Consider the following 24361-nt stretch of genomic DNA (forward strand, 5'->3'; position numbering starts at 1 on the left):
GACCACGATTTCTCGCATCTTTACAGAAGCATCACATGCTCAGCGCCTACGGCGCGGTGTTTGGATGCCGGTTCCGCCCGGCGGACGGGTTCATTTCTTTTGCTTCGCCAAAAGAAACGAACCAAAGAAAAGGCGACCCCGCCTTGCGGCCCTCCGGGCTACCCTCAGTCGGTCGCGAGCCAAGGTCTCGCTCCACTCCTTCGGCGCTGGCCAAGGGGAGGAAAACCACGTGCCGGTATGGCTGCCAGAGCGTGAAGTTGCTGAAAGGATGCCCCCATCCACGCCTTTGGGTTCCCTCCAGTAGACAATCGAGTCGGTACCTGCGCAACTCGCTGCGCTCAAACAGTGCTTGCCGAAACCCCGCCCCGCTTGTTCCTCGCTCGGCGCCTCTAAGGGGGTCGGGTGGCGTGCGAGTATTGCCATTATGGCGAAACGCAAGCCCCTCACCACGCTCGCGGACCAATTCGGTATCCATTATGCAGCATCTGGCAAATTAGTCATGGCGAGACGCGCGTAACCATCGGGGTTAAGAAATGCATACAATTGGAAATGATTTTCTAGCAACCCAATAAAAAGATCCACCGTGCGTCCAACCGCATCAAGGCGAAGCTCTAGCTCAGCAGCGCGACCACGTGCTCCGATAGTAGATGGGTTGGCTCGTCCATGCGCCACTTGGTGACGTTTAGCAACAACTTCATCGATATAGTGTCTATCTGGATTTAGCAACAAGGGACTGCTTGAAACTCCGAGATAACTTGCAACCTGAGCCAACGTCTCCGTGCTAGAGCTCTGCAGATGAATGGCAAATACGGAATTCTCGATTCTACACGCCTCGTCAGATTGAATAGAATTTACAAAATCAACGCGTCTTTTCCATTTTTTATCCGTTCTTTCATCAGAAAGACTCTTGAATTGAGAATTCATAGCGGTCGGCAGGAAGTGGAGCGCCAATTCTCTATTTTTAGGCCCAAGATCGGCTACAGCTTGCAGAAAACTCGTCACCGCGTCGTTGAGCGATTGCTCTAGGGCACCGTACAAGTGGACATAAAACATACCGCGAATAATCTTTACTTCCTCTGCGTCTTTTGGCGGAGTTTCCTTGGACTCGTATACTTTGATAAACGAAAGCAATGCCCGTACTTCCCGCAGCCTATCGTCTATCAAGACTCTTGATATCTTCAATGGCATATCAGCGAAGGAAATCACGCACCAATTCGATTCTTCCGGTTACCATTCGTTTGTTATTCGTCCCTGCGGTAGAAAGAGTTTTTAGCTTTTGATCTTTAATTAATCTTTGAAGTTTACCGCAATCAGGATTAATCCCTTCTTCAATAGCCAACGCCGTCCCAACCGAAAGTGCTTCGAAAAGATTTGCGGAGGTTATTGTGGCCTTACCTCGCTTGAGCCCTTCTGGAAACGCATCTGCAAGGGCAGAGAGCGTTTTTTTACATAGATTGATTTGTGCATTTGATAGTGGCCGGCTCGAATTTTCTTTCATGTAATCATTAAGAAACCCCTTGACACTATGCTCAAAATTCTTGTAGTTATTTAGATAGGCAAAGTATCTAAGTGCATATTCTTCTGCCGTCCCGTTTTTTGAGTCACTCTCTCGCAATTTAACCACTTTCTTGAAACTATCAAGAGCGGATATTTTTCTCAGAGATTCGTTGAATGGCCCTCGGTAAATACAGTTGCGTATTTCTTGGTTCGTAAGCAGAACGCCGCCAGTATTTAGGCGCTCAAATAAATCAAATCTAACATTAAGGTCACTCTTGTCATTGAGTACCGTCACCCTAATTGGACGAGTCATAAACATCAATTGCATTGATTTGGGTAATTCGGCAAATGACAAATCGTTCAACGTACTTAACTTTTCAAGCTCAGCAATCTTGAGCGGTGTTTTTCTGTTTATGGCCGATAAAAGGTTTAACTCTCCAACAAAATGAGCAATAGTTGACAGTCTTTGGACCCCATCAACGATCTCCCATGTAGCATCTGAATTTGTTGCCATAAACAGACTGGGAACAGGAATTCATAGAAAAATGGACTCTATGAGCTCAGATTCGCGCGCCTCATTCCATATAAACTGTCGCTGATATTCTGGAGGAACAAAAATTGCCCCTTCAGAAAACATATCGTAGATCTGCCGGATTGTCATGTCATAGCTATCAAATGAAACAAGTCGACGCTCGCGATCCAATTGATTTTGAAGTTCAGAAAAAGTAGTTTCAGTTTTTTGTGACATATTAAATCCGCTCATGTCTACGTCAGGTGTTATGTCTCGTACGATACATCTACTTTAGCAGCCCAGCCTTTTGCAGGATTGCTGCCATGTTACGTGTTACTCAACAATACAATGTGAACACGAACCGCACTAGTCAGCAAGTGGCTAGGTGTCCAGTACCGGACGATAATATAAGTCCTCGCAGCTGGCGGCTGCACTGTGCCCGCCATGCTCTTGCCAAGCTGCGCTCCTCCTCCTCCGAGTCGGCCCCATGATCGTCCACTTGCACCAGCGCGCTCGTACCACCCCGGCCGTCCGCGCCGTGGGGAGCTGGGGCCAGGTCTTGTATTTTGCGCACGCAGGGTCCTTGGTTTGCATTCCTACGGGATTCAAAGTCGCATCATTGCGGCGCACTTGCCGGCGCGTGGTTTTCTTCCCCTTGGCCAGCGCCGAAGGAGTGGAGCGAGACCAGAGGCTCGCGACCGACTGAGGGCAGCCCGGAGGGCCGCAAGGCGGGGTCGCCTTTTCTTTGGTTCGTTTCTTTTGGCGAAGCAAAAGAAATGAACCCGTCCGCCGGGCGGAACCGGCCCCCAAACACCGCGCCGAAGGCGCTAACCCGCCCCTCACATCTGCCTGAACTGCGCCGCAAAACTACGCGACACCGGCAGCACCTCGCTGCGCTGCTTCAGGTGGATGAACTGCCGCCCCAACAGGTCCCGCTGGATCTTCGCCACCGCCGTGAGGTTCACGATCAGCCCGCGGTGCACCTGCGCGAAACGGTCTGGGGCCAGTTGTGGCAGCAGCTCTTTCAAGGACGTGCGGATCAGGTGGCGCTCGCTCGCGGTGACCACGTCGGTGTACTTGTTGCTCGCCTCGAAATACACCACCTCGTCGAGCGCGATCAGCCGCGTGGTGTCTGCGAGGCCCACACTCAGCCAGCTGAGCGTTTGCGTGGCCGGGCGCTGCAGTTGTGCCAGCAGCGCGGCCAGATCGACATCGGGGCGTACGCTCTGCTGCAGCCGGGCTACGCATAGAGCCAGGCGCGCGTCGTCCACCGGCTTGGTCAGATAATCGACGGCTGCGGCGGAAAACGCAGCGAGCGCGTATTCGTCGTAGGCGGTGACGAACACGACGCGGGTGCGGCCGGCGGCGGCCGCCACCTGCAGGCCGGTGAGGCCGGGCATGCGGATGTCGAGGAAAGCAAAGTCGGGCTGATGCTGCGCCAGCGCCGCCACTGCATCGAGCCCGTTGTGCACGGTGGCGACAAGCTGCAGCGTCGGCCACAACGCTTGCAAGCGGCTGGCGAGGTGACTGGCCAGCAGCGGCTCGTCGTCGGCGATCAGTGCACTCGGCATCATGGCTCCCGGTAAGGTAGGGTCAGTTCGGCGACGACGCCGCTCGGGGTGTGGGCGTGCAACGTCAGCCGCCCGGCCTCGCCATACAGGCTGGTCAGGCGAGCACGCACGTTGGCAAGGCCCACGCCGCCGCTCGCTGCTACATCGAGCAGGCCCACGCCGCTGTCGGTCACTACCAGCCGCAGCAACTCGCCCTCGCGCCGGGCGGAAACGATCACTACGCCGCCGGCCACCGCGGGTTCAATGCCGTGCTGCAGCGCGTTCTCGACCAGCGGTTGCAACAGCAGCGGTGGCAGCAGTGCGGCCTGCAGCGCTGCGGGCACCTCGAGCCGATATTGCAGCCGCTGTTGCAACCGCACCTGGGCGATGGCGAGCAGCTTGGTGACCAACTCCAGCTCGTCGGCCAGCGTCGCCACCGGCCTGCGGGTGCGGTCGAGGCTGGCGCGCAGATAGCCGTTCAGGTGGCCCAGCAGCGTCTGCGCCAACGGCGGGTCCTGCGCGATCAGGCTTTGCACGTTGGCCAGCGTGTTGAAGAGGAAATGCGGCTCGATCTGCGCCTGCAACAATGCGAGCTGGGCGCCGGCTTCGGCCGCGCGCGCGTCGCTGGCGCGCTGCTGTTCGGCGGCGAGCTCTGCGCGATACTCCGCATTGCGTATCGTCAGCGAGATCACCACGGTGGCGGCGATCGCGATCACCAAACAGGTCAGCAGTATCCGCCACTGCGTCAGCGGATTCACCAGCAGCTGGGTCACGTCGTAGACGCCGAGCCAGGCCGCGAGCTTGAAGCCGATCCAGACCCCCACCGGTACCGAAACCAGATGTACCGTCGCGCGTGGAATGCGCGGTATCCGCTCGAGCAAGCCGTGGCCGCTCCAGATCGAGACGCCGATGGCATTGGCCAGTATCAGGTTGTCGAGGACGCTGTTGTGGGAGTTCACGGCGATGAGCAGCAACGCGACCATCTGGTTCACGATCAGCAGCAGCGTGATGCCACGCCAGTGCGGCATCGCCGGTGTGCAATGCCGAATGGCCCAAACGCTCCTCAGACTCATCGTTGTTCCACTTAGAACCTGTTTACGATCTTTTCACGCCAGCGTTCGCGGCAATGCTGATAGCGAGCACGGCACGAGGCGCGCCGTGGTACGGGTACCAGCAGCGGCTCGTAACGCCGTGCGCTGTCGGCAATGTCGCGAACCCGAAGGGCTGCCCCGAAAAACGGTCATTCACTGCGTTGCACTCCTTGCCAATAACAGCGTTATTGGCTGTGTCGTACGCCTTGTGCCTGACCGTTTTACGGGGCAGCGCTGGCGCGAAAAGATCGTAAACAGGTTCTCAAAAATAGTGGGTCAGCGCCAGTTGCCAGCGCTGCCTTGCCGGAGCCGCACCGTAGTTGGAGAGCGCCTCGCCGTGGTTATACAGCCATTGCGCGGTCAGATCGGCCACGCTCGTGCGCCAGCGCGCCTGCAGCCAGGCCTGCCAGCTGGCGTCGACCAGATCGCGCCGCCAGTAGCCTGCGAGATCGAGCCCGGCCACGCCGGCATCCTGCCAGCTCGCGTACAGCATGGCGGACTCGCGCGTGGCCAGCGCCTGCCGCGTACCTAACAGCTGGCGATAACGTGCGTAATCGGCCGCAGCCCCCTGCTGCGCATCATTCTGCAGTGCTTTCCATTGATCCGCATCCGCGGCAGCGTTGTCGCGCTGGTACTCCAGGGTGACCGAGAGCTTGAACGCGGTGGTCCAGGTGGCGCCCGCCACCCAGGCCGCGCGAAAGGCCGCGTCGTCCTCGCCTTGCGAGCGCGCCAAGAGCGAGCTCTGGCGGCCACCGGCAAACTCGACATAGCCGACCATGGCGTCGTTCAGCAGCACGCTCCAGTTCATCCCGGCAAGTACGCTGCCGGGCTCGCTATACAGTAGCCATTGCGGATCGATCAGCTCGCTGAAGCGATGGCTCGCCACCAGTAGCCAGCGTTCAAACGGATTGGTGGCGCCGAGGTTGAGGCTGATGCCATCGTCGCTGGGCTCGCCCCCGAGTTCGGGCGACCAGATCGCCGTCAGCGCGCCGCTATCCCACAAGCGCTGGCCGCGCAGCAACACGCTGCCCTGGCGATTCTCACGCAGCGCCTGAGGGTCGGCGCTGGTCACCGAGCGCAAGGCGCCCACCTTGAAGAAATCGCTGGGGTTGTAACCCAGGCCCGCGCCGTAGCGCACATTGACACGCCCCAGATCGACGGCGGTCTGCGCGTCGGGCTGCCAGCCCAGATAAGCCTCGCGCAGCGTATTGATCGCGCGGTCGGCCTGCCCCGACCAGGCCCAGCCGTCGAGCCGGTCCGACAGCACCAGCCGCCAGCCCGGCGCCAGGGCGGTATCGAGCACCGCGTCGAGCGAGAGTCGGGCGCTGTCCGGCACATCGGCTTCGGCGCGGGGCTGGGCCAGGCCTACAGCGAATTCAGCGTAGCCCCGCCAGTCGCGCTGCTCGGGCGCAGCGCTCGGTGCTTGCGGCTGGTCCGCCAGCTGCAGCGCCGCATCGTCGGCATCGATCGCCTGCGCCACGGGCGCGACGCACAGCAGGGCAAAGGTTGCGGCGCGCAGGGTCATGGCGTGCATGGTCACTGCGGCTTGAAGCGCGGCAGGTAGTCGCGCTGCAGCCAGCTCTCGGGCACGTCGCGCCAGGCGTAGTCGTCAAAGCGCATCACCGTGACCCAGTTGGGATCGAGCCCGTCGATGATCACCGTCTCGGTCGGCCGCACCACGCCCAACTGCGACTGGTAGCGCCGATAGTAGGCCGTCTTGAGCAGCCCGCCGCTCTGGGCGTAGAAGCGCGCCTTGATCGGCCGGCTGTTGCCGGTGTCGAGCCAGTATTCGATACGGTGGTAGGTCACGTCCGGCGCGCGGGCGGCAAGCTCCAGCTTGTAGGCGTGGCGCGGCTGGCGATCGCCATCGATGATGTCCTCCTCGCCGGCGAGGCGCGCGCTGTAGTCGCCAGCCAGGTTCACCGTGACCACGTCGCCATTGGCGGCCTGCCCCAACAGGCGCTGCTGCGGCGAGATGCGGATGGTGGCCTTGCTGGACGGATCGTGGAACCACAGGTCGTTGCCGCTTTTGAGCATCAGCTTGCCGGCATCGCGCGCTGGCGCCTCGAAGCGCAGCAGGCTGCGGAACTGGCCCGAGCCGCGCTCGGCACGTGAGTAGACCGCCAGCGTGCTGGTTTCCTGCTGCTTGCCGTTGCGATACTCGATCAGCGTGGTGGTGAGGCCAAAGGACTGGTCCGGATTGCGGACGGCGTCGCTCGCGGCCAGCAACGACTGCGCATCGGGGGCGGCCTGTACCGCCGCAGCGGCCAGCAGGATCAGCGAGCCCAGCCATAGTTGCATGGTTTTCTCCTTAAACATGGCGCAGTGCCTCGACGATCTCCAACCGCGCGGCGCGGCGCGCTGGCCACCAGGCCGAAATCACGGCCACCAGCGCGAGGCCCACGGCAGTGCTGATCACCATGGTCCACTCGCCCGCGACGCGGACCTGCAGCGCCACTGGCGTGCTATTGCCCGGCGGAGTCCAGGAGAGGCCGGCATGATTGACCAGCCAAGCCAGGCCCAGCGCGACCAGCGCGCCCGCCACGCTACCGACGATGCCGAGCAGCAGGCCCTCGCTGACAAACAGGCGGCGGATGCCGCCTCGGCGCAAGCCCAGTGCGCGCAGGGTGCCGATCTCGGTGGTGCGCTCGACCACGGCCATGCTCATGGTGTTGCTGACGGTGAACAGCACGATCACGCCGATCAGCAAGGCGATAAAGCTGAAGATCGCCGCGAACATGCCGGTGATCTGGCCGTACTGCGGGTTGAGCGTAGCAAAGTCGACCACGGCAAGCTGCGCTTGCGGGAAGCGCGCCTTCAACAACGCCGTCAGGCGCTCACGGGCCTGTGGCAGCAAAGCGGTGTGCTTGAGCTGTATCACGATGGCAGTGGCACGCGGCGCCTCGTTGCCATAGACCAGCCGCTGCGCGGCGGGCAGGTGCAGTTGCACAAAGAGGTCGTCGAACTCCTTCACCCCCTGCACCTCGGCGGCAACCACATCGAGCCGCGCCACGTTCGGTGCACCATGCGCATTGGCGGCCAAGAGCTCGATCTGCGGCCCGTCCGACCCGGCGGCAGCGGCGGGTGCATCAGCGGCCGCCAGCGCGGCGATGTCGCCCGGTACCGCGGCGCCGTCTGCTAGCGTGGGCTGCGGCATGGGGCAATCGCGCACCTTGAGCGGGCCGCACAGCTGCAGCACGCGAGCAACGCCAGTGCCGATCACGGCAGCCTGCGGCGCCGTGCCGGTGAGCGCCAGCGTGCGGGGGTGCCCCGGAAAGCTGTAGTCGTTCCAGAGCCGCAAGCGGTTCTGGTCGGCGACGACCACCCCGCTGCCCAGCACCGTGCGCGAGACGCCGGCGGCGTAGTTGCCGGCGATGCCGCCGAGGCTCAGCGTCGGCGTTACCACAGTCAGCATGCTGGCCAGTAGCGGATCGGACTTGATCGCGGCAATCAGCGCATCCGGATCGGCGATGCCGTAGGCGGCTGGGTTGCCGCTGCCGAACAGGAAGTAGTCCTTGTGCTGCACCTGCAGGTGGCCGGCACGCCGCACGTAGTCGGTCTGCAGCCCCAGGTTGATGGTGCGGATATAGCCGCCGAACAGCAGCACGGCGACCACGCCGACCACCATGGCGAACAGGGTGGTGGCGGAACGGCGGCGATTGCGCGCAAGGTTGCGTGCCGCCAATTGCATCGTTTTCATTGTTTTGTCCTCACTTGGACATCAATCAAGGGAGAGCCAGCGCCCGGGAGTGAGCGCGGCGAATAATCCGGCGCCGACCGCGCCCCAGTAGGCACCCAGCACCCAGCTGCGGTGATGCGCGATGCGGCCTTGCCGTACTGCGCTCCAGCTCGCCCAGATGCACCACAGCACCCACAGCGACAGCAAATGGATAGCGCCGAGGCCAAACCACTGCGGCGCAAAACCGTGCAAGCCGAACGACGACAGCGCAACGATCAACATCGCGATCAGCCAGGAGCGGCCCAGCCAGCGATGCGCCACGCCGCCCTTATGCCGAAGCAGCTGCACGCCGCCGGCGAGCAGCACCCAGAGCGCGGCTGCGAGATGCACCATCGTCCAGGGGCCGGGCGCCGCGTTCATTGCACCGCTCCAGCACGTTGGCGCTCGATGCCGGTGATGGCGCCATCGCGGATATGGATGGCATCGTCGGCCTGCGCCAGCACCTGCGGATCGTGCGACGAGAACACGAAGCTGACGTGGTAGTCGCGCTGCATCTGCCGCATCAGTTCGAGAATGGCAGCGCCGGTGTGGCTATCGAGGTTGGCGGTGGGCTCGTCCGCCAGCACCAGCTGCGGGCTGGTCGCCAGCGCGCGGGCAATCGCCACGCGCTGGCGCTGCCCACCCGAGAGCTGGCCGGGACGGTTACGCGCCTTGTCCGCCAGCCCGACTGCGGCGAGCAGCTCGGTGACACGCGCACGGCGCTGGGCGGCCGAGACGCCCGCGAGCACCAGCGGATACTCGACGTTCTCGTACGCCGTGAGCACCGGCAACAGGTTGAAGTTCTGGAAAATGAACCCGATGTGCCGCGCACGGAAATCGGACAGCGCATCGTCACGCAGCGTGGCGAGATCGGTGCCATGGATGGTGATGCGGCCGGTATCGGCGCGATCGATGCCGCCAATCAGGTTGAGCAGCGTGGTCTTGCCGCTGCCCGACGGCCCGGACAGCACGGTGAAACAATCGGCGTTGAGTTCGAGATCGATGCCGGCAATGGCCGGTACATCGAGCTCGCCCAGCCGGTAGTGCTTGCTGACGCCGGATAGGACGACGGGATGCATGGTGGTCTCCGTGATGGGAACACCATGCAATCTATGACATTGACTTCACCAGTTCCTGGGCTTGCGACCAGCTGTCATCCGCCGCGACAAAACGCCGTCGGCGACGACGAAGTGCGTCAGCGTTTGACCGGCAACAGCGGGGTCTTTGCAAGGCGACGCGCATTGGCGCTCACCTTACGATGCACCGGCGCAATGCCACGCCCCAGCACCCGCTGCCACCGCGTGCGGCCACCCGTGCCGCCCGACCATAGCACGCGCCAGCCGGAGAGCCAGAGCTCCAGCCACATGGCCCAGCCACCGGTGCTGAAGGCCAGCAGCTTTTCGCTGACCATGCCACCAAATTCGCGCCGATCGCGCGCGCTGGGTTTGGGCCCCGCCAGCGCCATGCGCGATACCCGATGCGCAATCACCTGCGGCGCGCTCCAGTAAATCTCAGCCAGCTTGAGCGCATTGCGCCACCAGCCTGTCCACCAGTCCAGCATGACGAGCCTCCTTTGTGCGACGCAACAATTCTGCGCCGGCGAGGTAGCATGTGCGGGTGACAATCGATCGGCGGTCGCCCTTTGCGACGACTACAGCCGCTTCACCTGGCCGCCGCGCCGCTTGAACTCGGCCTGGATCAGCTTGTAGCTATCGATATCGAAAGCGGGACGCGGGTTAGCCAACAGCTCGGGCAGCTCGGCCATGTCGTTGATCGTGCCGAGATAACACCAGCGATCGATCACGTGCAGCTGCGGCGCCCATTCGTCGCCTTCGGGTATGCCGACCGGCCCCGGATAGGGCCAGCTGGCGAAGCTATGCTTGGCCAAAGCCGCCAGCACACGCGCATTGTGCACACCGGCGGGCTCCTTGCCGACGCAGGCGCCCTTGCAGCGGCCGACCTGGAAGGCGAAGCAGGCGCGCGTGCCTTTGCCGGCGCGCGGCTCCAGCTTCAGCACCTGACGGCACAGGTTGAGGCCATCGGCCACCTTCTCCAAGAGCTTGTTCGCCTCGCGCCGGCTGCGAAATGGCCCGAACACAAAAGGCCGCTCCTCATCGCGAAAATCGAACTCATCAAGGCCGACGAGGCGCGGCTGCAACAGACCCTCCTCGCCCTCGGCGAACACCCAGGCGCACAGCTCGCGAGTGGCGCGCAAACGGGTGTTGTAGACGGGCTGCAATTCCTTCACCAACCGGGTTTCCAAGAGCAGCGCGCCAAAGTCGCCCGCACTCTGCTGCCAGTCGATCCGCCGCACCAGCTGCGCCAGCTGCATTTCCTTGTGCGCCTTGTGGTCGCTGGCAAAGTGGCTGAGCACGCGCTTGCGAATGTTGTTGCTCTTACCCACATAGAGCGGCGTGTCGTTGTCACCGTAAAATATGTAGACGCCCGCGGTGTCTGGCATGTCGTCGAGCAACAGCGGATCGATCCCGGCGGGCAGGCTGGGCTGACGCGTCAGCTCGGCAATGGCGGCGTGGATCAGCTCGGCCGGGTGATCGCGGCGAGCGGCCTCAAGAAACTGCAGCAGCAGTTCGGCATCGGTCAGCGCGCGATGGCGCTCGCCGTCGACCTTTAGGCCGTGCCGCGCCACCAGGCTGTCGAGGTTGTGCTTGTACTCGTTTGGATACAGCTTGCGCGACAGCTTCACCGTGCACAGCACGCGACTGCGTAGGGAGAGACCCACCCGCTTGAATTCGTTGCGCAGAAAGCCGTAGTCGAAGCGCGCGTTGTGTGCGACGAATACGCGTCCTTCGAGCTTCAGCAGCACTTCCTCGGCGAGCTCCGCAAAGCCCGGCGCGCTCGCCACCATCTCACCATTGATGCCGGTCAGGCTCTGGATGAAGCTGGGGATGGGAATGCCGGGGTTGACGAGGCTGGACCAGGCGCGCGCGCCTTGCGCATCGACCTGGACAATCCCGATCTCGGTGATCCGGTCACGCGTGGCATTGGCCCCGGTGGTTTCCAGATCGACGAAGACGAGGGGCTCGGAGTAATACGGGTTGTTCACGGTCAAAATCCAGATCAGGCAGTCACAGCGTGGCCACACCAGCCCTGCGAGCGCTCATTCGCCCAGTCGCGCAGCCGGAAGTGGCGCGCGCAATGCGCTGTCGAAATCCGCCCGCCGGGCTCGCGATCGTGGCGTCATGCCTTCACGAAACGGAAGCACTGGTGGATGCGCTTGTTGCGAAAATCCTCGGGCACCGATTGCGCGGTGATGTCCTCGCACAAGGGCAGCAGCGCCGGATCGAGCTTGAAAGTGCGCAGGTTGTTGGAAAAATACAACGTGCCGCCGGGCGCCAGAATCTCCAGGCAGGCCTCGACCAGCCAGCGGTGATCCTTCTGCACATCGAGCACGCCCTGCATCTTCTTGGAGTTGGAGAACGACGGCGGATCCATCACGATCAGCTCGTACTGCGCGCCGTCGTCGATGGCATCGGTCAGAAACTGGAACACGTCCTGCCGCACGCGGCGATGCAGGCCGTCGGCGAGACCATTGAGCGTCAGGTTGCGCACGGCCCAGTCCAGATAGGTGTTCGACAGATCGACCGACATGGTCTCGCGCGCGCCGCCCGCAGCGGCGTACACGGTAAACGCGCCGGTGTAGCAAAACAGGTTGAGGAAGCGCTTGCCGGCGGCCTCGGCGCGCACGCGGGCGCGGGTATTGCGGTGATCGAGAAAGAGGCCGGTATCGAGGTAGCTATCGAGATTGACGTGGAACTTGAGTCCCTGCTCCTCGACCGTGAATGCCTCGCCTTCGCGGCCCGTTTTTTCGTACTGGGCGTCGCCTTCCTGACGGCGACGCGTCTTCACCGCCACCTGCTCCTCGTTCACGCCCAGCGCCTGCGCAGTCGCCTCCCAGATTTCGGCAAGCCAGGCCTCGTGGTCTTCGTCGGTCTGCACCCAGCCGGTGTCGTATTCCTGCAAATGGACGCGCCCGTCGTACCAGTCGACGATGACCGGGAACTCGGGCACGTCGCGATCGTACAGCCGATAGCAGGTCAGGCCCTGCCGACGCGCCCAACGCGCCCAGTGCTTGGCGTTCTTGGACAGGCGATTGATATAGCTGGAAATCTCGGGCATGGCGGTGTCGGGCGGGCAAAACCCGAGTTTACCAGCCCGGCCCCGGTTGCCGGGGACGGCCTGCTCAGCCGGCGCTCTGCCGCTCGCGCCACTCGACCAGGCGCTCGAACACCGGCTGCGGCACGTACTGGCTCACCACCTTTTCCCAGCCACTGGGACCAACCAGGCCTTTGACCATGGTCGAGCTGATTTCGGCGATTTCGCGCGGCGGCATCAGAAACACGGTGTCGATATGCGGCGCCAGATCGGCATTCACGTAGCGCATCTTGCGTTCGAACTCGTAATCGGCTGCTTCGCGGATGCCACGCACGATGAAATCAGCGTTCTCTTCGCGTGCGTAGTCAACGAGGAAGCGATTCTCGAAGATTTCCACCCGCAGATTGGACAGATGCGCCGTGGTTTCCTTCAGCATGGCCACACGCTCGGCTACGCTGAAGGTATACCTCTTGTCCGGATTCTCGCCGATGGCGACGATCATTTCGTCAAACACGCGCGTGCCGTGCTCGATCATCCATACATGGCCGTTGGTGACCGGATCGAAACTGCCGGCGTAGACTCCGCGGCGCATAAGGTATTCCCCGTTGTGGCGGACAGCCACTATACCATCAGCGGGCATTAATTTAAGATGGTCCGAACATAGCGAACCGGCGCCGCTAGACGCGCCGCGCAAGGGAGGAGATTGAGATGCTGCGTAAATTCCTGCTGCCCTGCCTGATGCTCGGCGTGTTGTCCCAAACAATCGCCGCCCCCGAGGACGAAGAGGTCGAAGCAGTCGATCGCACGCCCGAATCGGAGATCGTCATCGGCCAGTCCGTTCCCACCTCCGGCCTCAATGCCGACACCGGCAAGGGGCTGGCGCTCGGCGCCTCGCTGTACTTTGGCCGCATCAATGCCCGCGGCGGCATCAACGGCGCCGTGATCAACCACAAGGTGCTCGACGATGCCAGCGATGGCAAACGCGCGCTCACCAACACCCGCACGCTGCTCGACAAGGAAAACGCGCTGCTGCTGGTGAACTACTACGGCGCGTCCGCCGCGACCGAAGTCGCCAATTCCGGCGTGCTCACCAATTCCGGCGTTGCGTTGATCGGCGTGCACTCCGGTGCGGAGTCGCTGCGCCAATCCCCCAATCCCAATATCTTCCAGACCCGCACCGGCTATGCGCAGGAGCTGGAAAAAACGATACAGCTCTTGACCGGCAACCTGGGCATCACCCGCGTCGGCGCGCTGGTGCAAAGCGATGCCGATGGCACTGCCGCATTGGCCGCACTGAAGGCCGCGCTGCAAAAGAGGCAGATCACACTGGCGATCGAGGCCCAGTTCGACGCGAAAAGCGGCGATGTGGCCAAGGCCACCGGCCAGCTGGCCAAGGCCAACCCGCAGGCGGTGCTGATCCTGGCTTCGTCCAAACCCGCTGCCGAGTTCGTCAAGCGCTACCGAGCCGCGGGGGGTACCAGCCAGCTCTACGGCATCTCGCTGATCCAGTTCGAGGACGTGATTCGCTATATCAGCGCCAAGAATGCGCACGGCCTCGGCATCTCGCAGGTCTACCCCTACCCGTCGAACGTGCAGATGCGCTTCATCCGCGAATTCCAGGAAGACGCGGGCCCCGTGCTGCGCAGCGGCGAGTTCCCCACCTACGCGGTGCTGGAAGGCTATCTGTCGGCTCGCCTCGCAGTCGAGGCACTCAAGCGCGCCGGCAAGAATCCGACCCGCCAGGCCATACTCGGCGCCATGGCCAGCATGGGGCGCATCGATCTGGGCGGCTTTATCATCGACTTCACCGGTACCCAGCGCCTGGGGTCCAAGTTTGTCGAGCTGACGATGATCTCGCCAACCGGCACGCTGACGCGCTAATTGCGCACCACAACCCGTAAAAAGCCGGCCTGCGCCGGCTTTTTTATTGCGCAGCTCACACCAGCATGACGGCAATTTGACCCTTGCTTTGGCACGGCTCTAAGATGGCGCGGCAGTTTGCTGCGATTATCCAAATAACAGGGGATCAAGATGAGCGAAGTCCAACCGGTACCACCTAGCCAACCGTCCAACGATTCGACGACTTTTGCCGTGCTAGCATGGCTGGGCCTATTGCTACCGTTCATAGGTTTCGTCGCGCCACTGCTGGTCTTGTTGACGCAAAAGGAAGATGACTTGGCGCAAAGCCACTCCAAGGAAGCTCTGAACTGGATCATCACGGTGTTGCTGGTGGTCATTCCTGCATGGATCCTGGTTTCCATCCTTGTTTTCATCCCGGTACTGGGATGGATTTTGGTGGTAGTGATTCAGCTTGCACTGCTCGCACTAGCTATTGTCAGCCTGGTCTTCCTTATTCTGGGAGCGGTCAACGCCAGCAAGGGCCTGCACTATCGCCTGCCGTTCAACATCCGCCTGATCAAGTAAGCCGCATTCCGCCACTAAGCGGATCGCAAGCAAGGGCTGCCTTTCGGCAGCCCTTGGTGTTTTCAGTGACCGCCTGGTCGCTTGCCATTCACCATTCGATCAACGGTATGTTCGATGCGATGCTTTCATTGTTAGTCATTAAAATGCGAGGCATTTATTCAGCAAATCGACATGTATACCCATAGTTAAAAGTCATTTTGAAAGCGTGGCTCTGGTCAGGGTAAGGCATTGAACGAGCAAGGGCTCCAGCCTGACCCGAATCGGGTGCGTAATGCCCCAACATTCGTACATTCGAATAGTTTCAACAACAGACATACCGGAACTTCTGCAAAGCACACGCTAGCCTGATGGCATTCTTCACCAGAACCCACAGGAGATAGTCGTCATGCTTGTTCGCCGCCTTCTGCCCGCCATTGCTTGTGCGCTGCTCTCCCATGCAGCCCTCGCCATCCCCACCACCATCGATTCTGGCCAGGTCACGGTGGATTTCGATGCCGACCTGTTCACCTTTGGTATCGACTTCTACGACTATGGTTTCACCAACTATATCGATCCGAACAGCCTGACCTATGGCGCTTCCAGCAACGGTGTGGAAATCGATTTTGGCAGCCAGATGTCGCTATTCGACTACGCCATCAATGAAAGCGATCCGCTGCTGCCCGTGCACGCCTTCTTCGATGCGAGCTTCGCCTTCAATGCCAAGCCGGGCCACCGTATCGTCGGCTACACCATCGATTTCATCGGCAGCTACAACATCGAACATCCCGGCGGTGTCGGCATGGGCGTGGATGGTGTGGGCTGGACCGGCTTCGGCAGCGGCAGTGGTTCATTCTCGGAGCGGCTGACCTACAACGATCCGACCGCGCCGGTACTACGGGGCTCGGCCGAAGCGCTGGGCACCGTCGAATACATCGAGGTACAGGTGGGAACCGAGCTGGTCCAGGTCGGCACCGAATGGCAGCCTGATCCGGCTTGCGCCCCCGATCCCGATTGCCAGCTGATCGAAGTTCCCATCTTCGAGGAAGTGCCGGTCTATATGCAGCAGGCCGACCTTGGTGCAGCCGACCTCTATCTGCAGCGCATCGCCTTCAATGCCATTACCGCGCCGGTGCCGGAGCCTGAAACCTATGCCTTGCTGCTGACAGGTGGCGGCCTCGTCGGTTGGGCAGGCCGGCGCAGGGCCCGGGCGAACAAGACGCGCGCCTGATCCACCATCGCCCATGAAAAAGGAGCGCCGAGGCGCTCCTTTTTTCTTCAGCCTGCCGCGGCTCAGCCCAGCCAACGACGCGCGTTGCGGAACATGCGCAGCCACGGGCTGTCCTCGCCCCAGTGTTCCGGGTGCCAGGAGAGTTGCGTGGTGCGGAACACGCGCTCCGGGTGCGGCATCATGATGCTGAAACGACCATCCGGCGTGGTCACGCCGGCGACGCCCTTGGGGCTGCCGTTCGGGTTCATCGGGTAGGCTTCGGTCGGCTTGCCGTGGCTGTCGACATAGCGCATCGCGACGATGGCCTTCTTCAACTCGCCCTGCTGGCCGAAGTTGGCAAAACCCTCGCCATGGCTCACCACCACCGGCAACTTGCTGCCCGCCATGCCGCCGAAGAACAGCGACGGCGATTCGGGCAGCTCGACCATGGTCAGGCGCGCCTCGAACTGCTCGCTCTGGTTGCGGGTGAACTTGGGCCACGCCTCGGCGCCCGGAATGATGCCGGCCAGGTTGGCCATCATCTGGCAGCCATTGCAGACGCCAAGACCGAAGGTATCGGCACGGTGGAAGAAGGCATCGAACTCGGCCCGCGCCCGTTCATTGAACAGGATGCTCTTGGCCCAGCCCTCCCCGGCGCCCAGCACGTCGCCGTAGCTGAAACCACCGCAGGCCGCGAGGCCCTGGAAGTCGGCCAAGCTGACGCGGCCAGCGATCAGATCGCTCATATGCACGTCGATGGCGGAGAAGCCAGCACGGGTGAACGCGGCGGCCATCTCGATCTGGCCGTTCACACCCTGCTCGCGCAGGATGGCGATCTTGGGGTTCACACCGGTGTTGATAAAGGGCGCGGCGACGTTGTCGCCGAGTTCGAAGGTCGGCTGGGCGAATAGACCCTTGTCGTGCCTATCCTCGATACGGGCGAACTCGGCATCAGCACACGCGGGGTTGTCGCGCAGGCGCTGGATGCGCCAGCTGGTCTCGCTCCAGGCCTTCTGCAGCTCGACGCGCGGCTCGTCCAGCAGCAGGCGGTTGCGCTTCTTGATCTTGAGACGGTCGTCGTGGTTCAGGCTGCCGACCACGTGCAGCTCGCTACGGATGCCCACGTTGGAGAACGCGGCGATCACGGCCGCCGTGTCGCTGCGTTTCACCTGCAGCAAGGCGCCCAGTTCCTCGTTGAACAGCACGCCCATCACGCGGCCGTTCTCGCCACGTGCCACATCCTCGGGCGACAGCTCGTCTTCCTCACGGGCACGACGGCGGCGTTCGATGCAGACCTCGTCGATATCGAGCGACACGCCGACGCGGCTGGCGAACATCATTTCCGATACGGCGCCGATCAGGCCACCATCCGAGCGATCGTGATAGGCAAGGATGCGGCCTTCGGCGTTGAGCCTCTGCACGGTGGCGAAGAAGGACTTCAGGTGCGGCACGCTGACCACGTCCGGCGCCCACTGGCCCACCTGCTTGTACACCTGCGCCAGTGCCGAGCCGCCAAGGCGGCACTTGCCGTCGCCCAGGTCGATCAGGATCAGGTCGGTATCGAACTCGGGCTTGAGCACCGGGGTGAGCGTCTTCCTCACGTCGGTGACCGGGGCGAAGGCCGAGACGACCAGCGACATCGGCGCGACCACTTCCTTGTTCTGGCCACCCTCTTCCCACACTGTCTTCATCGACAGCGAATCCTTGCCCACCGGGATGGAGACACCCAGTTCGCGGCACAGCTCGAGGCCAACGGCCTTCACTGTGTCGTAGAGGCGCGCATCTTCGCCCGGGTGGCCCGCCGCAGCCATCCAGTTGGCGGACAGTTTCACGTCGGAGAGCTTGGCAATCGGCGCGGCAGCGATGTTGAGCAGCGATTCGGCCACGGCCATGCGGCCCGACGCCGGCGCATTCAAGAGCGCCAGCGGCGTGCGCTCGCCCATCGCCATCGCTTCGCCCTTGTAGGTAGCCAAGCCCATGGTGGTGACCGCCACATCGGCCAGCGGCACCTGCCACGGGCCGACCATCTGGTCGCGCGCGGTCATGCCGCCGACGGTACGGTCCCCAATGGTGACGAGGAAGTTCTTGTTCGCCACCGTCGGCAGGCGCAGCACGCGGTACAGCGATTCCTTGATGTCCAGCGCCGACGAATCGAACACCTGCACTTCCGGCTTGATCCGTGCCACGTCGCGCGTCATCTTGGGCGGCTTGCCGAGCAGCACGTCCATCGGCATGTCGACTGGCTTGTTGCCGAAATGCGGATCTTCGACAGTGAGCTGCTTCTGGTCGGTGGTGCGGCCGATCACGGCGTACGGGCAGCGCTCGCGCTCGCAGATCGCCTCGAATGCCAAGAGGTCAGCCGGCGAGATGCCGAGCACGTAGCGCTCCTGCGATTCGTTCGACCAGATTTCCTTGGGCGCCATGCCCGATTCCTCGATGTTCACCTTGCGCAGGTTGAACACCGCGCCCATTCCGGCGTCGTTTACCAGCTCCGGGAAGGCGTTGGAGATGCCGCCAGCGCCAACGTCGTGGATGGACTGGATGGGGTTCCTGGCACCGAGCTGCCAGCAACGGTCGATCACTTCCTGGCAGCGACGCTGGATTTCCGGGTTGCCGCGCTGCACCGAGTCGAAATCGAGGTCGGCCGCATTGGCACCGGTCGCCATCGAGCTGGCGGCGCCGCCGCCCATGCCGATCAGCATGCCTGGGCCACCCAACTGGATCAGCAGGCTGCCTTCGGGCAAGGCGTTCTTGCCAACGTGGATGGCGGCGATGTTGCCGAGGCCACCGGCGATCATGATGGGCTTGTGGTAGCCACGGCGCGCGCCGTCGAAGCTCTCTTCGAAGGTACGGAAGTAACCAGCGAGGTTGGGACGGCCGAATTCGTTATTGAACGCGGCGGCGCCGATCGGGCCTTCGATCATGATATCGAGCGCGGAGGCGATGCGGTCGGGCTTGCCGTAGGCCGGATCTTCCCACGGCTGGATCGCGCCGGGGATATTGAGGTTGGAGACGGTGAAGCCTGCGAGGCCCGCCTTGGGCCGCGAACCACGGCCAGTGGCGCCCTCGTCGCGGATTTCGCCGCCCGAACCGGTAGCCGCGCCGGGGAAAGGCGAAATCGCGGTCGGGTGGTTGTGCGTTTCCACCTTCATCAGGATGTGGGTCTGCTCGCGGTTGAAGCCATAGGCCTTGTCGCCCGCAGCGGGGTAGAAGCGCTCGATCTCGTCGCCCTCAATCACCGAGGCATTGTCCGAATACGCCACTACCGTGCCCTCGGGCGCGGCCTTGTGCGTCTCGCGGATCATGCCGAACAGGCTGTGCGATTGCGCTTCGCCATCGATGACGAAATCGGCGTTGAAGATCTTGTGGCGACAGTGCTCGGAATTGGCCTGCGCGAACATCGTGAGTTCGACGTCGGTCGGATTGCGCCCCAGCTTGCCAAAGTTCTCGACCAGGTAATCGATCTCGTCTTCCGACAGCGCGAGGCCAAACTCGCCGTTCGCGGCTTCCAGCGCGGCACGGCCACCGCCCAGTACGTCGACGCTGGTCAAAGGCTTGGGATCGAAGTGACGGAACAGCTCGGCGCCGGCGTCCAGCGTCTCGAACACCTGCTCGGTCATCCGGTCGTGAATCAGCGGGATCAGCAGGCTCTGCTCGGCGGTGGAGAGCGGCGAGCCGTCCGGCTTGCTGGCGTACACGGCCATGCCGCGCTCGACGCGCGCCACCTGTTCCAGGCCGCAGTGCTGGACGATGTCGGTCGCCTTGGAGGCCCACGGCGAAATGGTACCCAACCGTGGCAACACCAGCAGCAGTTTGCCTTTGGCCTCACCGACGCGGGCGGGCTCGCCATAGCTCAGTACCCGTTCGAGCACCTGCTGCTCTGCGGTATCGAGCGCACCGGCCACTTCGATGAAATGCCAGTACTCGGCGTAAAGCGTAGCGCTGACGCCTTGCGCCGCCAGCGCGGCCAGCAATTTGTCGATACGAAATGCGGAAAGCGCAGCGCCACCGCGCAGCTTGAGGACATCAGCCATGAGTCGGATCCGAGGGGTCGCAAGGAAAACAGTGGCGTACGGCACGGGCCGGACGCCGAAATCAGCAAGGCGTAATCATACCGGAAAGCCGGGATTTGCTGGCGCCCCCAAGGCGCAAAAGCCGCCGCGCGTCGCGATGGGGTGCACAGGCGCATCCATCGGCTACGTCCGTCGCTCGCAACAATTTGGGCAAAATCGAAGCTGGCAGCCCCTCGGCAATCGCACTACACTGTCAGCAATTCGCTGTTTTCTTACTGCGCCGCCGCAGGCCGCGCTGCCCCCGTTTACCTGCCTTGCCTGGAGAAATCCCATGAGCCGTCCCGCCGGATCGCAGCTGAAGCTCAGCTGGGAATGCGTTTCCAACCACTACGACGGCGACACCTTCCTCGCTCGCCTCACGCTGACCAACCACTCAAACATTCCGCTGTCCGGCACCGACTGGGCGCTGTACTTCAACGCCTGCCGCAAAATCAAGCCGGAGACCGTGACCGGCGGCGTAGCGACCAGCCACGTGAACGGCGATCTGTCCAAGCTCACCCCGACCGCCGAATTCGGCACGCTGGCGCCGGGCGAGAGCCGGGTGATCGAGTACGTCGGCATCTTCTGGGTGATCCAGGAAACCGACGCGCCGCTGGGCTTCTATATCGTCTACGGCGACGGCCAGGCCAATGCCCGCGCCGAGGCTATCGGTGATCCAAGCATCGTGCCGTTCGAGCGCCCGGAACAGCGCAACCGTTCGCTGGCCGACAAGGTGCCACTGGTTACGCCGCAATCGCGCTACGCCGACAATGAAAAGCTCTCGCAGCTGCCAGCCGGCGAAGTCGGCAAGATCACGCCGACGCCGCTACAGGCGAGCTACGGCAATGGCGAATTCGTCATCAATAGCGACACGCTGGTGGTATTCCCGATTGAGCTCGCGCGTGAAGCGGCTTATTTGCGCCAGAGCCTGAAAGATCTGTCGGGCGCGGACTTCCACGGCGCGGCGGCCGGCAATGGCATCGTGCTCAAACTGGGCAAGGTCGATGTCGCCGAGACCGGCGCAGCGAGCGAAGCGTACACGCTGACGGTGAACGCCAACGGCATCGAGATCGTCGGTGTGTCGCCGGCTGGTGTGTTCAACGGCATCCAGAGCCTGCGCCAGCTGCTGCCCGTCGCCGCCTGGACCAATCCGCAATCGGCGTTACCGGTGCCGTTCTGCCAGATCAAGGACGCGCCGCGCTTTGCCTATCGCGGCATGCACCTCGACGTGGGCCGCAATTTCTCGTCCAAGCAAACCGTGCTGCGCCTGCTCGATTGCATGGCGCTGTACAAGCTCAACCAGTTCCACTTCCACCTCACCGACGACGAAGGCTGGCGCCTGGAAATCCCGACACTGCCCGAGCTCACCGAGATCGGCAGCAAGCGCGGCTTCACCACCAGCGAAACCGACAACCTGGTGCCGTGCTTCGGCTCCGGCGCCGAAGTGGAAGGCTCGCATGGCACCGGCTACTACAGCCGCGCCGACTTCATCGAGATCCTGAAGTTCGCCACCGATCGCCATATCGAAGTGGTGCCCGAATTCGACGTGCCAGGCCACGCCCGCTCTGCGATCAAGGCGATGAACGTGCGCTACGAGCGCCTGGTGAAGGCCGGCAAACAGGTGGAGGCCGAGCAATACCTGCTCGCCGATTTCGACGATGCGTCCAAGTACGAATCGGTGCAGCTGTGGCACGACAACGTGATCTGCATCGCGATGGAAGGCGGCTACAACTTCATCGAGACGGTGATCCGCGACGTGAAACTGATGTACGACGAAGCCGGCGCACCGTGGACCACGCTGCATACCGGCGGCGACGAAGTGCCCGCCGGTGCCTGGGAAGGCTCGCCGAAGTGCCAGGCCTTCATGCAGGCCAACAAGCTGGCGAACACCCGCGAGCTGCTCGACTACTTCCTTGAGCGCTATCGCGACATCCTGAAGAAGTACAACCTGACCTTCGGCGGCTGGGAAGAAATCGCCCTTACGCACGAGCATGTGAACGGCGCCAACGTCCACAAGCCCAATCCCAAGTTCGTCGGAGCCAACTTCCAGCCCTATGTCTGGAACAATGTCTGGGGCTGGGGCCAGGAAGACTTCGCCTACCAGCTAGCCAACGCCGGCTACAAGGTGGTGCTGTGCAACGTCACCAACCTCTACTTCGATCTGGCGTATGAGAAAGATCCGAAGGAGCCCGGCTATTACTGGGGTGGTTTCATCAATACCCGCAAGGCCTTCGAGTTCTGCCCGCTCGATATCTACACCACGGCCACGCTCAACCTGTTTGGCCATGAGCTCGGCGACTCGTTGAAAGACAAGGCCCGCCTCACCGCCGAGGGCACCAAGAACGTGATCGGCCTGCAGGGCGAGTTGTGGGCGGAGAACGCCCGTAGCGCCGAGCGCGTGGAGCATCTGGCCATGCCGCGCATCATCGCGCTGGGCGAACGCGCCTGGGCTACGGACCCGGGCTGGACCTTCATCGCCGACAAGGGCACGCGCGATGCGAAGATGGATGCCGACTGGAATCAGTTCGCCAACCGCCTCGGCCAGCGCGAACTGGCGCGACTCGATGGCTTCCTCGGCGGCTACGGCTACCGCGTGCCGGTGCCGGGCGCGAAGATCGAGGGCGGCAAGCTTTACGCCAATGTCGAGAGCCCGGGCCTGACGCTGCGCTATACCACCGACGGCAGCGAGCCGACCGCCGCCTCACCGGCCTACAGCGGTCCGGCCGCAGTGGGCGGCACGGTGACGATCGCCGCGTTCACCAGCACCAATCGCCGTGGACGTGCCGTGCGGGTCAATGCCTGATCCATTGTCTCACCCACGAAAAACCCGCCAGATGGTGGGTTTTTCGTGGGTGCTAGCGACAGCGTAACGGCGACTCAGTCTTTCTTGATCAAGGGCGACTGCGGCACATAGTTATAAGCCTCCGGCCGGCGTTGCCGTAGCCGGGCCGCCATGTTCAACAGCTCGTAAAGGCGCGGCCGGTTGGTCTGCAACGCAATCGTCACCGGCGTGGTGCCGTCCTGGTAGGCCGCCAGCGGATCGGCGCCGTGATCGAGCAGCGCCACGCAGGCATCAATATGGTCATTGGCCACCGCCTTGTGCAGCGCGGTCCAACCGTCGAACGTGGTCGCGTTGATCTGCGCGCCTGCCGCGATCAGACGCCGGATCAACTTGGCGTGACCTTGCGACGCCGCCTGGATCAAGGGTGTGAACCCGTGCTTGCTGGTGGCATCGACCCGCGCACCATGCTGCAATAAAAATTCCACCACCGCCTCATGCCCTTTGAGCGCAGCCCAGTGCAGCACGCCGTAGCCATCGGCATCGTGTGCATGGATGGCGGCACCGGCTTTCAGCAGCGCTTCCAACATCGGTAGATTGCCTTCGAATGCCGAGCGGATCAGCGGTGTCCATTCCTGCTCATCGCGCGCATCAACCGGCAGCCCCGCGCGCAGAAACAGGCCGATGGCGCCCTGGTCGCCGCGGCTCACCGACTGATGAAAATCGCGCGGCGTGGCGTCGAGTCCGCGTTGAACCAGTTCTTCCTGCGCCTTCTCGTGCACATGCGACCAGACGTCGACCTCGGCCTGCTGCGGCATCACCACATGGTCGTAGGCAAAAGCCAGCGACATCAGCTCCGCTCCGACTTCCGGCGGAAAGCCCTGACGCTCCGGCCTATCCATGATCAGCAATTCTTCAAAGTAGGCCGACAGCTTGGGGCTGCCCCACAGTTCAAGAATGTGCTCAACGATACGGGGATAACGCGCAGCCAGGATGACCGGGTAGCGTTCACCCAATTCGTACCGTTCCAGATGGTGACGCAGCGTCTCGGACATAAACTTGTAAGTTTATTTCTTGCTTGGATGTTATGGCCATTGTAACCCACGCCCGACGCAGGCTAGCAAGTGAAAAGCGCCACCTTGCGCGGCGCCTATTGCCTCGACAAAACACTGGACACCACGCAAAGGCTGCGGCTATGATCTCGCCCTCTTTCGCGCTCTGCGCACGGAAGGCCGACATGGTGAAATTGGTAGACACGCTATCTTGAGGGGGTAGTGGCTTCGGCTGTGTGAGTTCGAGTCTCACTGTCGGCACCAGAACAAAGCGAAAAACGCCGGGCTTGCCCGGCGTTTTTGCGTTCTATGTCGCCTATTTTGCGCAATGTGCTGCCCTGCATTGTTTCGCGCCCTGACTCGTCCTATCCTTGAACCGAACCGGCCG

At 62.4% G+C, this 24361-nt stretch carries 20 protein-coding genes and 1 tRNA gene; 5 read left to right on the plus strand and 16 right to left on the minus strand.

The genetic code is table 11. The features are described from left to right. Positions 1-474: 474 nt before the first annotated feature. From NLI84_RS14180 to coaD, 14 genes are all read right to left on the minus strand, one after another. A complete protein-coding gene (locus tag NLI84_RS14180) occupies positions 475-1206 on the minus strand; it encodes an MAE_28990/MAE_18760 family HEPN-like nuclease (RefSeq protein WP_255991153.1) in 732 nt (243 codons plus the stop codon). Continuing rightward, complete coding sequence (locus tag NLI84_RS14185) at positions 1190-2032, minus strand: DUF262 domain-containing protein (RefSeq protein WP_308445830.1); 843 nt, start codon at positions 2030-2032, stop codon at positions 1190-1192. Before NLI84_RS14185 ends, NLI84_RS14180 begins: the two co-directional genes overlap by 17 nt. Further along, positions 2033-2260 (minus strand): DUF262 domain-containing protein, encoded by a 228-nt coding sequence (locus tag NLI84_RS14190; RefSeq protein WP_255991154.1) that lies wholly within the window; start codon positions 2258-2260, stop codon positions 2033-2035. Positions 2261-2847: 587 nt separating this feature from the next. Further along, entirely contained in the window at positions 2848-3582 is a 735-nt protein-coding gene (locus NLI84_RS14195; RefSeq protein ID WP_255991155.1) for a LytR/AlgR family response regulator transcription factor, read from the minus strand. Further along, positions 3579-4586, minus strand: coding sequence for a sensor histidine kinase (locus NLI84_RS14200; RefSeq protein WP_255991158.1), 1008 nt, complete (start codon positions 4584-4586; stop codon positions 3579-3581). Before NLI84_RS14200 ends, NLI84_RS14195 begins: the two co-directional genes overlap by 4 nt. A gap of 325 nt (positions 4587-4911) precedes the next feature. After that, positions 4912-6174, minus strand: a complete 1263-nt coding sequence (locus NLI84_RS14205; RefSeq protein ID WP_255991159.1) for a hypothetical protein — start codon at positions 6172-6174, stop codon at positions 4912-4914. Positions 6175-6185: 11 nt separating this feature from the next. After that, positions 6186-6950, minus strand: a complete 765-nt coding sequence (locus NLI84_RS14210) for an outer membrane lipoprotein-sorting protein (protein ID WP_255991160.1) — start codon at positions 6948-6950, stop codon at positions 6186-6188. 10 nt (positions 6951-6960) lie between these two features. Beyond that, positions 6961-8349, minus strand: a complete 1389-nt coding sequence (locus NLI84_RS14215; RefSeq protein WP_255991161.1) for an ABC transporter permease — start codon at positions 8347-8349, stop codon at positions 6961-6963. Between the two features lie 21 nt (positions 8350-8370). After that, positions 8371-8748, minus strand: a complete 378-nt coding sequence (locus NLI84_RS14220) for a DUF2306 domain-containing protein (protein WP_255991163.1) — start codon at positions 8746-8748, stop codon at positions 8371-8373. Then, positions 8745-9446, minus strand: a complete 702-nt coding sequence (locus tag NLI84_RS14225; protein ID WP_255991166.1) for an ABC transporter ATP-binding protein — start codon at positions 9444-9446, stop codon at positions 8745-8747. Before NLI84_RS14225 ends, NLI84_RS14220 begins: the two co-directional genes overlap by 4 nt. A 116-nt stretch (positions 9447-9562) precedes the next feature. Further along, positions 9563-9928: a hypothetical protein gene (locus NLI84_RS14230; RefSeq protein ID WP_255991167.1), complete on the minus strand. Its 366-nt coding sequence runs from the start codon at positions 9926-9928 to the stop codon at positions 9563-9565. Between the two features lie 90 nt (positions 9929-10018). After that, positions 10019-11431, minus strand: coding sequence for a 3'-5' exonuclease family protein (locus NLI84_RS14235; RefSeq protein WP_255991168.1), 1413 nt, complete (start codon positions 11429-11431; stop codon positions 10019-10021). Positions 11432-11565: 134 nt separating this feature from the next. Continuing rightward, the gene (locus NLI84_RS14240; protein WP_255991169.1) at positions 11566-12504 is read right to left on the minus strand and encodes a class I SAM-dependent methyltransferase; all 939 of its coding nucleotides are present in this window, start codon (positions 12502-12504) and stop codon (positions 11566-11568) included. A 64-nt stretch (positions 12505-12568) separates the two neighbouring features. Continuing rightward, a complete protein-coding gene (gene coaD, locus NLI84_RS14245) occupies positions 12569-13072 on the minus strand; it encodes a pantetheine-phosphate adenylyltransferase (RefSeq protein WP_255991172.1) in 504 nt (167 codons plus the stop codon). 116 nt (positions 13073-13188) lie between these two features. On the opposite strand from coaD, the gene NLI84_RS14250 reads away from it, so the two are divergent. From NLI84_RS14250 to NLI84_RS14260, 3 genes are all read left to right on the plus strand, one after another. Beyond that, positions 13189-14361: an ABC transporter substrate-binding protein gene (locus NLI84_RS14250; protein ID WP_255991173.1), complete on the plus strand. Its 1173-nt coding sequence runs from the start codon at positions 13189-13191 to the stop codon at positions 14359-14361. 150 nt (positions 14362-14511) lie between these two features. Continuing rightward, positions 14512-14904 (plus strand): DUF4870 domain-containing protein, encoded by a 393-nt coding sequence (locus NLI84_RS14255; protein WP_255991177.1) that lies wholly within the window; start codon positions 14512-14514, stop codon positions 14902-14904. A 385-nt stretch (positions 14905-15289) separates the two neighbouring features. Beyond that, positions 15290-16111, plus strand: coding sequence for a PEP-CTERM sorting domain-containing protein (locus NLI84_RS14260; protein WP_255991178.1), 822 nt, complete (start codon positions 15290-15292; stop codon positions 16109-16111). Positions 16112-16173: 62 nt separating this feature from the next. On the opposite strand, the gene purL is transcribed toward NLI84_RS14260, so the two are convergent. Then, the gene (gene purL / locus NLI84_RS14265) at positions 16174-20124 is read right to left on the minus strand and encodes a phosphoribosylformylglycinamidine synthase (protein WP_255991179.1); all 3951 of its coding nucleotides are present in this window, start codon (positions 20122-20124) and stop codon (positions 16174-16176) included. A 310-nt stretch (positions 20125-20434) separates the two neighbouring features. On the opposite strand from purL, the gene NLI84_RS14270 reads away from it, so the two are divergent. Continuing rightward, the gene (locus tag NLI84_RS14270) at positions 20435-22945 is read left to right on the plus strand and encodes a beta-N-acetylhexosaminidase (RefSeq protein ID WP_255991180.1); all 2511 of its coding nucleotides are present in this window, start codon (positions 20435-20437) and stop codon (positions 22943-22945) included. Positions 22946-23019: 74 nt separating this feature from the next. Here the strand turns inward: NLI84_RS14270 and NLI84_RS14275 are convergent, their stop codons facing one another. Beyond that, entirely contained in the window at positions 23020-23976 is a 957-nt protein-coding gene (locus NLI84_RS14275; protein WP_255991182.1) for an ankyrin repeat domain-containing protein, read from the minus strand. Positions 23977-24152: 176 nt separating this feature from the next. On the opposite strand from NLI84_RS14275, the gene NLI84_RS14280 reads away from it, so the two are divergent. Then, positions 24153-24237: transfer RNA gene (locus NLI84_RS14280), tRNA-Leu, on the plus strand. Positions 24238-24361: the final 124 nt, after the last annotated feature.

The organism is Chitinolyticbacter albus, from assembly GCF_024437655.1.
In the GTDB taxonomy this organism is placed as follows: Bacteria; Pseudomonadota; Gammaproteobacteria; order Burkholderiales; family Chitinibacteraceae; genus Chitinolyticbacter; species Chitinolyticbacter albus.